We start from the raw sequence: 12,869 nt of genomic DNA on the forward strand, positions 1-12,869 counted from the left end.
AGTTGTAAGTATGCTCACGCTAAAGGATCTTGGACAGGAGGAGCTTTTAGAACTTCTGGAGTACGTTAAAGAGCTTAGAAGTACGGGGTTGAGCTATTCTAAAATAGCAAAAAGAATCGCTGAAGAAAGAGGTGTGAAAGTATCCAAGACAACCGTGTTGAGATGGTGTAAAGGGAAGCATAACCCTTTTGGGAAGATTAAAGTTGTTAATTTGAAACCATCTCCTCCCTTAGCTTATATCGTTGGAGTATACTTTGGTGATGGTAGCATTAGTTTGAACGATTATAAATACCGGATTCGCTTGAAAGTCGTAGATAAGGAGTTCGCTGAGGCATTTGCTGAGGCTTTGAGAGAAATAGGGACTAATCCTCAATTTTATGAGGAAAGCGATGGACGTAGAAAACGATTCGTTGCTGAAGCTACGAGTAAATCCCTTTATAAATTTTTAGAAAAGCCTAAGGAAGAGCTATTTGAAGTTGCAAAAGCTTATCCGAGGGAGTTTTTGAAAGGGTTCTTTGATAGCGAGGGTTACGTTTATTTGGATCCAAAAACTAAGAAAATTTCATATGTTTCAGTTTGGAACTATGAGTTGGAACTCTTAGAGTTTTCTCAAGGGCTCTTATCATGTTTAGGAATACACTCAAAGATACGAGCATCAAAGAAAGCTGGAAGTAGAGTCCTAATTAGAGGGGAACAGTATTCATATAAGAAGAACCTCTATGAGCTTAGAATATATAGGGTGGAGAGTGTGAGACGTTTTGCCAAAGAGGTTGGATTCACGATTTCAAGGAAACAGAATAAGCTAAGAGAATGGTTACTAATCAAATTTAACGAACATTTATGAACCCCAATGTACAAAAATGAGCATGGTAGCGGGGCGAGGATTTGAACCTCGGACCTCCGGGTTATGAGCCCGGCGGGCACTCCTAGCTGCCCCACCCCGCTGCTCAACCCGTTATTAACTTTTATTAGTGGGCTTATAAAGTTTACGTTGAGTTTACTGTTTTACATGTTCGAGGCTTCTCTTTCTTTGTTCAGAGATCAACAAGCTCATTCAGGTTAGAAAATTCCTGTGCCTCAATAATTAAGTCATTTTCATTAAAGATTTTAGAGAATAAGGCTAACAAACTATTTCTATGATGTAATTTAAGAAAGAGCAACGCTTATAAATTGCACATTAGTATACAAAATATGGCATGACCTCTAGCACCAATTGGGGTGGTAGTTCATGAAGAAGCTGGTAAGCTTGGCAATTGCTCTCTTTTTGGTATTATCAGTGATGCCAATATTCAAACCAGCTTCAGCAACTCCTACGTCTAAATCCTTAGCTGACGATCTGATACCTTCAAGGAAGACGGGATTGAAATGGATCCCTCCAGAGGAATACTTAAGGCTAACAGGCCATATATACCCTGTAATGGATGAAAGGGCATTCAGAGAGGCCCTAAAGTACGCTCCATTTTATCTTGGTAGAACATTACCTCTTTCCGCTGGAAACTCTGGGAATCAACTACCTTCCAGGGTTGAAAATACAGAGTATCTACCCCCTGTAGGAAATCAGGGTCACGTTGGCTCTTGTGTAGGCTGGAGCTCGACATATTACGTATGGACTTACATGCTTAACTGGTGGAGAAATAATCCTCACCCCACAAGTCCAGAGGATATCATGAACCCAACATTTACCTATAACCTGATAAACGGTGGTGCTGACGAAGGATCTAACATGTGGGATGCTATGAACGTCATTTCTACCATTGGAGCAGTTCCTCTAAATGCATTTCCGCTCTATGTGCTGGGTCCTCGTGGCGATCCAGAGAACTATGCTTGGGTCTGGCCTAACTTAACCCAGTGGATGATGGCTCCATACAACAGCGGAACATATGATATGTACGTGTGGCAATATTGGGATCCTTATAACTATTACACTCCAGAAGGAATGTGGTATCTCCTTTACTTGGACAATGGCACTCAGTGGAACTACCTTAAAGGATTACTGGCAAGTGGATATGTTGTTCAGACAGCATTATTAGTTCTTCCAAGCTTTGAATTCCTGAATAGACCTGAAGATTTCATAAATTGGCTTAATTTCTATGTTGAATACAGTAAGTATTATTCAGATCTCTACTGGACTAGTGACGGATATAAGTACTGGACGGTAGAAGGATTGTTAGATTGGGTTAGTTCGGCTTATAATGAGACTTTTGAGAGAGATCCTAGCATTTACATAGAACTAATGAAAGAGGTCTTAGTGAATGACTTTGGGGTTTCACTTACTGATACAATTCCAGTGGCCGTTGAGAAGATTAATGCAACATTCTATGAGCGCTTCGTAAACAACCAAACATGGTGGGATGAAGCGAAGTTTTATCTATCAGCTTACTCTCTAAAGGGTGAAGAGTGGTTCGTGAACAATGCCTTTGTAGATCTGTATGCACTGGCCAACTTTGAGTGGATGCTGCACTACATTCCTGAAGGAACTTATGTTAGCTCAGGTAGAATCGCTTACGTAAACTTCAATAACTACTATTGGGCATGGGCCGGAGGACATGCCGTAACTATAATAGGATATGATGACAATGTTACAACACCAGATGGACAAGGAGCACTATTGATGGTTAACTCCTGGGGAACTGACTGGGGAGATAATGGGTTCTGGAAGTATTCATATGAAGCGGCAAGGACTTATACTTGGTATGACTATCCGTATATAATCTCGGTAAGAGGACTAATTCAATTACCAATTTTCATATCTTACGATGAAGCTTTCGTCTATGTCCCCAAAGCAGCAAAATACAAGCCAAGACTAATGACAGTTATTGGAATTAACCATCCATATAGAGGGGAAGTAGTTGATGGCATTTATAATTCTACGACATATGAAATTATAGCCTCATCAGGAATTCTGGCTGGTGTTAAGGTCAACAACACTATTGTATGGTTCCACAATTATCTTGACTTCTGGATTGATTACATCTCAGATAAGGAGTACAATGCAATACTCTCAAACCTCTCATTGTTGGAATCGTACTTACCGCAAGCCCATCCATTCCCGGAGAGTCCAATGGCCTTCGATGTTAGCCAGTTATCCGATTACTTAGTTTATTATATGGAAGATAAGAATAGCACACCAACAGAGGTAACCTTCTATGTCCAGCCAAAAGACATACTACCCGACAACTTTACTGGAGAGCTCTACAACTTTACTCTGCTTATTAGCATTGGAGGAGAATACAAAGTTCTTGGAAGCTTAGAGGGCAACGTATCAATTCCGGATGGAGGTTACGTTACAGTTCCACTGGAAATCCCAGTTGTCTCGTATGATGTAGCACCAAACAACGTTACCGTGCAGTATGGCAACTTTAACGTCAGCATCTATAGCATAATTCCACTGGAGGATGCTAGAATAGTAATTGGAAATGAGAGCTATCCTCTTACCGCTGAAGAGGGAGGTTATTACTTCTACGCTAATAGTATAGCTGAGAAATTAAAACTACATGCAGGTACTTATAATTACACCGTCATAGTCACGTACCCGAACGGAAAAGAAGTTGCTCTTCCAGAGAGGACTGTAACGATAAGCGCTCCCACTGTTAGCATAATCTCTCCAGAGGAAACCATATACAACGAAACCGTAATACCAGTGAAAGTTGCCGTAAAGGATGCTGTAGAAATAGTGAACGTTACAGCGAAAGTTGGGGAGGAAGTCTTAGAGCTCACATACAATGAGAGCTCAGGTTATTACACTGGAACGCTCAACCTAAGTGACGGTGCTTATACGTTGGTTGTAACTGCAGTAGATACTTGGAACAATACTGGAGTTGCAAAAGTTCACTTTATAGTAAAAGCCGGAGCTAATGTTACCACGGTAACTGTTGAGAATGCAACGGTAAATGTCGGCGTAACCGGAAATGTCACAGTAACAGTCGAAAATAAGACTGTAGTTGCGAACGTTACCACATCTGAAGGAACTTATGAGGTCAAAGTTCCAGTGGTCAACAACGTTCCTTCGATATTCGTTAATTCCTCAGCAATTGAATCCGTAGCTACTGGAGAAGCTAATGCAACCCTAGTTGCTGGATGGAATGCTAGTGTTGAAGCAACAACAAGTGTTGGAGAGCCAGAGAAAGAAGATGGTAAATTGCTTTACCCAGTAACGATAACAGCTGACGTTGAGCTAGGAGAAAATGGAGTAGCCGTCATAGCCCTTAGGGATGTTAATATCAGTAAGATCTACCTAATTAAGAACGGTCAGAAGATTCAGCTAACTACGAATGAAAGCGATCCAATAGCGTACTACTATGTCCAGAACGGGATTGTCTTCGTTGTGATTAAGCAAGATCCGAAGATCGTTGCCTATGGTTCATATGCGAAGCCTGCACCAAGGAGGAAGGTTTCGATACCAACGTTAAACTTCCTGGGATACTCATGGTACAAGCTGTATTCTGAGAAGTTCAGCAAGCTCTACGAGGAAGCAGTCGAGCTTGGAGTGGATAATGAAACACTAGCTCTAGCCCTTGAGTACCACCAGAAGGCTGGAGAGTACTATTCAAAGGTTCTTGAGCTCAGTGAAGGTAACGTAATCTATCATCTATATGACATAAGGCTACTAGCTCCACTAAGGCAAGCATACGTTAATGAGATGAAGGCCGTGAGAATACTAGAAAAGGCCATAAAAGAGCTGAAGGGCGAGGAATGATTTTTCCTTTTTTCTTTTTGTTTAAAGCATTCCAAGCTTTCTTTTAGCTTCTTCGCTCATTCTGTCTGGAGTCCAAGGCGGATCGAATGTCAACTCAACCTCCACATCTTTAACTCCTGGGATTTCAAGTACCTTCTCCTCGACAGCTCTAAGTATCCAGAGAGTCAGTGGGCACCCCGGAGTGGTCATCGTCATCTTTATGTAAACTGTATTATCAGGATTTACCTTGAGCTCGTAAATTAAACCTAGGTTCACGACGTCCACTCCAACTTCTGGGTCTATCACTTCTTTCAGCTTTTCAAGTATCTCATCTTCCGTTAACTTTACTTTCTCCCCCTCCTTAACTTCCCTCTTAAATCCAATTTCTACCTGTTTAACTCCCTCTAGTTCCCTAATCCTGTTGTAAGCCTTAAGTAAAGTTGCATCGTCAATCTTCTCCTTGAATACAATTTTTACAATCCCATTATCAATTGAAAGCTCATCAACGATCTCCTCAAAATCCTTACCCGTTACGTCTTTTATTATCGTTGCAATATCCTCTTTCATTACCATTTTCCTTAACCCCAAGGGTAGTTTAAATAACCAGATTTAAACCTTTTGGAACATATCTGACCCATACCTGATTTTGAATAAATTTCTTGAAAATTCCGAATGGGCTGAATATATATCAAATTATTTAGGGTAAAATAAGGATCATTTTTGTAAAAAGTTTAATAGTCTAACTATCGCTTTAAAATAAGGTGACCTCAAAATGGAAAAGCTAAGGGAGCTACTTCCAAAGGATCAATATGAGAAGATCGCTGCAATAAACAATCCCTACCTCCATGAATTTCTCGCTGAATGGATAGAATGGCTAGAGCCTAGCAAAGTTTTCGTTTGTACGGATTCCCCAGAGGATGAAGAGTACGTAAGGTGGAAGGCCCTTTACTATGGTGAAGAAAAGATGCTAGAGATTCCTAAACACACCGTTCATTACGATAACTACTATGATCAAGCTAGAGATAAAACTAATACAAAGCTACTGGTTCCCAAAGGCGTTGAACTTCCGTTTTTAAACACTATGAACAGGGAAGAAGGGCTTAAGGAGATCAGAGAAATCATGAAAGGTATAATGCGTGGAAAGGAGCTTTTCATATGCTTCTTTGTTCTTGGTCCCACAAATTCGATATTTACAATTCCCGCGGTTCAGCTTACAGATTCAGCTTACGTAGCTCACTCCGAGTTTCTACTCTACAGAAAGGGATACGAGGAGTTTAAGAGACTTGGCCCAACTAAGAACTTCTTTAAGTTCGTTCATTCAGCTGGCGAGTTGGATGAGAGGAAGACAAGTAAGAATCTGGACAAAAGGAGGATATACATAGATTTGCTAGATGAAACCGTTTATTCAGCGAACACCCAGTACGGTGGAAACACAATTGGATTGAAAAAGCTAGCCTTTAGGCTGACCATCCAGAGGGCCGTGAAGGAAGGTTGGCTAAGCGAGCACATGTTCCTAATGAGGGTTAACGGTCCGAACGGAAGGAAAACTTACTTCACAGGAGCTTACCCAAGCATGTGTGGAAAGACTTCTACTGCTATGATTCCCTGGGAGAACATAGTTGGCGATGACCTTGTTTTCATAAAGAACGTGGATGGAATTGCGAGAGCTGTAAACGTTGAAATAGGGGTCTTTGGAATAATAGAGGGGGTAAACCAAAAGGATGACCCAATAATATGGAAGGTTCTCCACTCTCCGGTCGAGATCATATTCTCAAACGTTCTAGTTAAGGATGGTAAGCCCTATTGGAACGGAATGGGGATAGAAATTCCAGATGAAGGGGAGAACCACAGCGGAAAGTGGTGGAGAGGTAAGAGGGATGCTGAAGGGAAAGAAATTCCACCGAGCCATAAGAACGCTCGCTTTACCGTTAGGCTCGAAGCCTTCCCGAACCTTGATAGGGAGGCCCTTAACAATCCATGTGGGGTTGAAGTTGGAGGGATGATATTCGGTGGAAGGGATCCCGACACTTGGCCACCGGTTAGGGAAGCCTTTGACTGGGAGCATGGGGTTATAACTATGGGAGCATCCCTCGAAAGTGAAACGACTGCTGCAACCCTGGGAAAGGAGGGTGTCAGGGCTTTTAACCCAATGTCGATCCTCGACTTCTTGAGCGTTCACATAGGGGATTACATAAGGAACTACTTGGAGTTTGGAAGGAAGCTAAAGAAAACTCCCAAAATATTCGCTGTAAACTACTTCCTCAGGGAGAACGGCCGGTGGCTTAATGAAAAGCTTGATAAAGCAGTTTGGCTCAAGTGGATGGAGCTAAGGGTTCACAATGATGTCGATGCTATAGAAACTCCAATAGGATACATTCCAAGATATGAGGATCTCAAGGTTTTGTTTAAGCAGGTTCTCAACAAGGATTATTCGAGGGAGGATTACGAGAAGCAGTTCAAGATAAGGGTTCCAGAGCTTTTAGCGAAAATAGAGAGGATATGGAAGATATACGAGCCAATTGACAACATCCCGGAGGAGCTATTTAAACAACTCAAGGATGAGAGGGAGAGATTGCTAAAAGCAAAAGCGGAGTTCGGTGATTATATAAGCCCATTTACACTTGAAAAAAGGATCTGATTTCCCTCTTCCTTATTTTACATAAAGCTTTTAAGACGGGAATAAGTTCTAATGTTTTGGTGGTGCATATCGTCCTTCGCTTCACATAGAAAGGACTTAAATTACACCCTTCTTTTCTTGGCTAGTTTAGATTATGGGAGGGATGTCTATGCTTCCAAAGAATTACGACCCAAACGAGATTGAGCCTAAGTGGCAGAAATATTGGCTCGAGGAGAAGATATACAAATACAGGCTAGATGAAAACAAGCCTAGCTATGCTATAGATACGCCACCACCCTTCACGAGCGGTACCCTGCACCTCGGTCACGTGCTTAGTCATACCTGGATTGATATTATAGCTAGATACAAAAGGATGAGGGGATACAACGTCCTCTTTCCCCAGGGATTCGATAATCATGGATTGCCTACCGAACTTAAAGTCGAGAAGGAGTTTGGAATAACGAAGGATCAGCCCGAAGAATTCCTAAAGAAGTGTGTAGAATGGACTTGGCAGGCTATAGAAGCAATGAGAAAGCAGTTTATAAGGATAGGATACTCAGCGGACTGGGATCTTGAATATCACACGATGGATGACTGGTATAAAGCTGCGGTTCAGAGATCTCTTCTCGAGTTCTATAAGAAAGGCTTAATCTACAGGGAGGAGCATCCGGTTTACTGGTGCCCCAAGTGCAGAACGAGCCTAGCTAAAGCTGAAGTGGGTTACGTCGAGGAGGAGGGTTACCTCTACTACATAAAGCTACCTCTGGCTGATGGTTCCGGTTACATTCCGATAGCCACCACTAGGCCTGAGCTAATGCCCGCGTGTGTGGCCGTTTTTGTTCACCCAGACGATGAAAGGTACAAGCACCTAGTCGGTAAAAAGGTTAAACTCCCAATATTTGAGAGAGAAGTTCCAATACTAGCGGATGAAGACGTTGATCCGAACTTCGGAACGGGAGCTGTCTACAATTGTACCTATGGTGATGAGCAGGATATAGTCTGGCAGAAGCGCTACAATCTCCCCGTGATAATAGTAATAAACGAAGATGGAACAATGAACGAGAACGCTGGACCTTACGCTGGACTCAAAATAGAGGAAGCCAGGAAGAAGATAGCGGAAGATCTTGAGAAGATGGGGCTACTTTACAAGAAGGAGAAGATAAAGCACAGAGTTCTAAGGCACACTGAGAGAAGCTCCTGTATGGCTCCGATAGAGCTTTTACCCAAGAAGCAGTGGTTCATTAAGGTGAAGGATCTCATCGATGAGATAATTAAAGTAGCTAAGGAGATAAACTGGTATCCGGAGGATATGTTCCTAAGGCTCAAGGATTGGGCCGAGAGCATGGATTGGGATTGGGTAATAAGTAGGCAGAGGGTCTTTGGGACTCCCTTCCCATTCTGGGTGTGTAAGAATGGCCATATAATTCCTGCTAGAGAGGAGGATCTACCTGTTGATCCTAGATTCGATAAGCCTCCAGTTGACAAATGCCCCGTATGTGGGGCCGAAATTGAGCCTGTAACTGATGTGCTCGATTGCTGGGTTGATTCCAGTATAACTCCACTCATAATAACGAAATGGCATGAAGCGATAAAGGGCGATGAAGAGGCCAAGAAGTGGTTCGAGCATAACTTCCCCACAGCCCTTAGACCCCAGGGAACAGATATAATAAGGACTTGGGCCTTCTACACGATACTCAGAACTTACGTCTTAACCGGAAAGAAGCCCTGGAAGGATATAGTGATAAACGGAATGGTCGCCGGCCCTGACGGGAGGAAGATGAGCAAAAGCTATGGAAACGTCGTATCCCCTGAGGAGGTAATACCTAAGTACGGTGCTGATGCACTTAGGCTATGGACTGCATTAGCTCCCCCAGGAGAGGATCATCCCTTCAAGTGGGAGACTGTTGATTACAACTACAGGTTCTTGCAAAAGGTCTGGAACATTTACCGCTTTGCGGAGAGGCACATAAAGGACTTTGACTATGAAAAGTACAGGGATGTGGAGCTTGAACCCCTTGACAAGTGGATACTCTCAAGGCTCCACAGGATCATTAAGTTCGCAACTGAGGAACTCGAGAGGTACAGGTTCAACTTAATAACCAGGGAACTCATAACGTTCATCTGGCACGAGGTTGCCGATGACTACATCGAGATGATAAAGTACAGGCTCTATGGAGAAGATGAAGAGAGTAAGCTGAAGGCTAAAGTTGCACTTTATGAGTTGCTCTACAATGTGATGTTGCTCCTTGCCCCGTTCGTCCCCCACATAACCGAAGAGATATATCATGCAATATTCAAGGAAAAGATCGGGGAGAAGAGCGTTCATCTTCTTAGCTGGCCGGAATACAGAGAAGACAGAATTGACGAGGAAGCCGAGAAGATAGGAGAATTAGCCAGGAAGATAGTGAGTGAGATGAGGAAGTACAAGAATTCTCATGGTCTTCCATTAAACGCAAAGCTCAAGCACGTTGCAATATATGCTCTGGATAGCTATGAGAGGCTTAAGCTAATAGAGAGGGATATAGCTGGAACCATGAACATTGAAAGGCTTGAGATAGTTAAGGGGGAGCCACACCTTGAGGAGAGAATAGTCGAGGTAAAGCCTAACTATAAGAACATTGGTCCTAAGTATGGAAAACTAGTTCCCAGGATAGTCCAATACCTTAGGGAGAATGCTGAGAGCATTGTAAGGGAAATCAAGGAGAAAGGGAAAGCCGAGTTTGAGGTTGAGGGTAAGAAGGTTGAGCTGACTAAGGAAGACATAACGGTAAGGAAGGAAGTGTTCAGCGAAGGGGAGAAAGTGGAAACATCCGTTGTCGATGACGTAGTTATAGTCTTCTTCTAAAGCGTTATTCCATAGTTCTTTACCTTTATCTTTTCGGGTTCTTTTATGACCTTTCCAAGTTCAAAGCTCTCATAGTACTTATTTAATATCTGTAGCGCATTCTCTTTTTCCTCCTGGGGAACTATAACCATGAAGCCGACCCCCATGTTGAAAACCCTAAACATCTCTTCAAGTGGGACACCGTTCTCGTAGATAAGCTTGAATATCCCATCAATGGGTGGCATCTCCAGCTCAAAGCCATACTTTGTTAATCTCTTTAAGTTAAGCAAACCGCCACCGGTTATGTGAGCGAGCCCATGAACTTCAACCTCATTTATAAGCTTAAGGATTGGCTTAACGTAGATCCTCGTAGGTTCCAGGAGCCATTCCCATAGCTTTTTTCCATTGTATTCATAATCAAGCCCGTATTTTGGAATTAAAAGTTTTCTTGCGAGAGTTAAACCATTGGAGTGTATTCCAGAGCTCGATATTCCGATCACAATATCATCAGGTTTTATCTTTTCTCCAGTGACTACCTTATCCTTTTCAACGATTCCTACGGCGGTTCCAGCTAGGTCGTATCCGTTAATTAAGTCGGGCATAACGGCAGTTTCCCCTCCTACTATGGCTATTCCAGCTTCCTTCGCTCCTTCGTATAATCCCTTGGCTATCTGTTGGAATACATCTTCATTCGGTTCTTTTACGGCGAGGTAATCTACCAGGGCTACCGGTTCGGCACCTACGCATATTAAATCGTTAACGTTCATTGCTATCATATCAATTCCTATCGTGTCAAACTTATTAACGGCCTCGGCTACTAGGATTTTAGTTCCAACTCCATCCGTTGTTATTGCAAGGTAGAAGTCCTTGAAATCCAGGAGTGCTGAATAATGTCCTATATCTCCTGGTTCCCCAATCTTATTCATTCTAAATTTGAAAGTCCTCCTTGCGGCATCTATTATCGCTCTAAGGGCCTTTGCCGTCTTTTCTTCATCGACACCAGCTTGTGCATATGTTAGCATTATCTCACCTAGAATTGATAAATTTATGTGTACTTAAAAACGTTGGTTTTACGGTGTGGAATTCTCCATAACTAATAGCCACAATCATAGAAGGCTGGACTATATTCTACACTACATAATATAAAAATGATTGTTTGTGTTCTTTTGTTCACTCTTTTACTTTGGCTTTTTTCGTTTGAATCGCCTCGGATTTTAATAATTATAAATAAAAAATCCTACGAAAAGAAAAAGATTTATTAACTCAATTTATAAGTAGTAATATTTATATATTCCCATATTTTATTTTAAGTGACTAATTGGCCAGATGATGCATTATGGAATGGAGGAAGGCTATCTTTACCCTCTTTCTCGTGGTAATGATGTTAAGTCCCCAGTTGAGTGCTGTCCCTCAAGCCATGGCCATGAGCACGAGCAATTCAAGCATAACCTTCAAGAGGGTTGTTGTTGCCTGGTATGAGGATAAAGGCAAACTCTATATGAACGTCACTTGGGTAAATAAGGTAGTCAACTTGACAAACCTAACTAGAGGCTGTCCTATTCACAATTCCAACGTTACTCCGAAGATTAACGTTTCCGTAGTTACTCTCTACAACATGACAGAAAGGCACGAGTAGCTGCTTTTCTTCAGGCTGAACTTCTACAATGAAACTTTCAATTACACCATGTATGCACTCGTTTACCATGCTGAAAGAAGTCAGTACAACTTCACTCTGGTTACGAGGATATTCACTGACCCAAAGACGGGCGAGTATAAAGCTTACCTGACTGGAATGAACATTGCTCCAAACAAGGAGAAGAGGGTCGTTCCAGTTGGGGATGTAATACTTACTGCTAACAACCTGACTCTATCGGAGTACTATTGGACTCTTAACAGAGTTCTAATGAACCTCAGGAAGCATGATGAGAGTGCCTGGATTTGGGGCAGGAGCGCCTTCGAGCTAAGACACCTATCACACTTAGTAAAGTTAAAACTACCAGAATACAACCAACAGAAAGCAATAGGACTAAGCATTCCAGTTGATGTTATTGGAATAACTTTAACTTGTATTACTTATCCTAAACATATAGACTGGTGGTGTGCAATAACATCGTGCGCAACATCAGTAATATTGGGAGTACTTGAATGTGGGGAATGTGCAGCAAGCCTGTTAATTAAGAAACCAAATATCAAAGCATGTACTGCATGCGTAGCCGCAGTTGGTAGTATAAGCGGGGCCTGTGAGAAGTGCTTTAGTGACTGGACAACTGAGTGCATGCCTGGATATGGGCCCGTGGTGTAGAGGGTGATGTTACATGGAAGCAGAAGTCGTTGGTTATGCTGTTTCAGCTTTAGTGCTTCCTTTTCTTATTTATTACATGGCATTGTCTTTGAAATCTCGGCAGATCAAGAGCTATCAAACCTGGGCTGTTATAGCAGCACTCTTCTTATCAATCAGAGGGACGTATAACTTGTTAATTTATCTAAAAGTTGTTAATCCTTGTCTTCTCCTCGATAAGCTTTTTTCTGCGTTTGTTTTGGGATCTACAGTGTTAACGCTAATTAATTATTTTAAGGGGAAAAGGGTAAACAAAAAATAATATGAACAATTCCACCAGTAATTTACAGAATGATAATCACTTAAACGAAAATAAAAGGGCAAAGGAAAAATATTTTTAAGATAATTTTAAAAAGAAAAAGAAGCTCGTGGGATAAGAGTGGTGATGGATCCCTCAGTGGTCTTTGCCTCCCTG

9 protein-coding genes and 1 tRNA gene are annotated in these 12,869 nt (G+C 42.0%); 7 read left to right on the forward strand and 3 right to left on the reverse strand.

Annotation, left to right across the window (positions count from 1 at the left end):
- Positions 1-10 precede the first annotated feature (10 nt).
- A complete protein-coding gene (locus tag PH_RS01380) occupies positions 11-844 on the forward strand; it encodes an LAGLIDADG family homing endonuclease (RefSeq protein WP_010884402.1) in 834 nt (277 codons plus the stop codon).
- 23 nt (positions 845-867) lie between these two features.
- Here PH_RS01380 and PH_RS01385 read toward each other — a convergent pair.
- A tRNA-Met gene (locus tag PH_RS01385) sits at positions 868-945 on the reverse strand.
- Positions 946-1,228: 283 nt separating this feature from the next.
- Between PH_RS01385 and PH_RS01390 the strand changes: the two genes are divergently transcribed.
- Positions 1,229-4,696: a C1 family peptidase gene (locus tag PH_RS01390; RefSeq protein WP_010884403.1), complete on the forward strand. Its 3,468-nt coding sequence runs from the start codon at positions 1,229-1,231 to the stop codon at positions 4,694-4,696.
- Positions 4,697-4,717: 21 nt separating this feature from the next.
- On the opposite strand, the gene PH_RS01395 is transcribed toward PH_RS01390, so the two are convergent.
- Positions 4,718-5,248 carry a metal-sulfur cluster assembly factor gene (locus PH_RS01395; protein WP_010884404.1) on the reverse strand — a complete coding sequence of 177 codons (531 nt, stop codon included), beginning with the start codon at positions 5,246-5,248 and terminating at the stop codon, positions 4,718-4,720.
- A gap of 199 nt (positions 5,249-5,447) precedes the next feature.
- On the opposite strand from PH_RS01395, the gene PH_RS01400 reads away from it, so the two are divergent.
- On the forward strand, positions 5,448-7,313 hold the full coding sequence (locus PH_RS01400; RefSeq protein WP_010884405.1) for a phosphoenolpyruvate carboxykinase (GTP): 1,866 nt from the start codon (positions 5,448-5,450) through the stop codon (positions 7,311-7,313).
- 148 nt (positions 7,314-7,461) lie between these two features.
- Complete coding sequence (locus PH_RS01405; RefSeq protein WP_048053083.1) at positions 7,462-10,137, forward strand: valine--tRNA ligase; 2,676 nt, start codon at positions 7,462-7,464, stop codon at positions 10,135-10,137.
- On the opposite strand, the gene purM is transcribed toward PH_RS01405, so the two are convergent.
- A complete protein-coding gene (gene purM, locus PH_RS01410; RefSeq protein WP_010884407.1) occupies positions 10,134-11,138 on the reverse strand; it encodes a phosphoribosylformylglycinamidine cyclo-ligase in 1,005 nt (334 codons plus the stop codon). The two genes, PH_RS01405 and purM, sit on opposite strands and share 4 nt — an antisense overlap.
- Before the next feature lie 314 nt (positions 11,139-11,452).
- On the opposite strand from purM, the gene PH_RS09920 reads away from it, so the two are divergent.
- The 3 genes from PH_RS09920 to PH_RS01420 are packed head-to-tail and all read left to right on the forward strand — an operon-like array spanning position 11,453 to position 12,716.
- Positions 11,453-11,752, forward strand: a complete 300-nt coding sequence (locus PH_RS09920) for a hypothetical protein (protein ID WP_010884409.1) — start codon at positions 11,453-11,455, stop codon at positions 11,750-11,752.
- 48 nt (positions 11,753-11,800) lie between these two features.
- Complete coding sequence (locus tag PH_RS09925; protein WP_010884410.1) at positions 11,801-12,418, forward strand: hypothetical protein; 618 nt, start codon at positions 11,801-11,803, stop codon at positions 12,416-12,418.
- Between the two features lie 13 nt (positions 12,419-12,431).
- A complete protein-coding gene (locus tag PH_RS01420; RefSeq protein WP_048053084.1) occupies positions 12,432-12,716 on the forward strand; it encodes a hypothetical protein in 285 nt (94 codons plus the stop codon).
- Positions 12,717-12,869 lie beyond the last annotated feature (153 nt).

It is taken from the genome of Pyrococcus horikoshii OT3, assembly GCF_000011105.1.
Taxonomy (GTDB): domain Archaea; phylum Methanobacteriota_B; class Thermococci; order Thermococcales; family Thermococcaceae; genus Pyrococcus; species Pyrococcus horikoshii.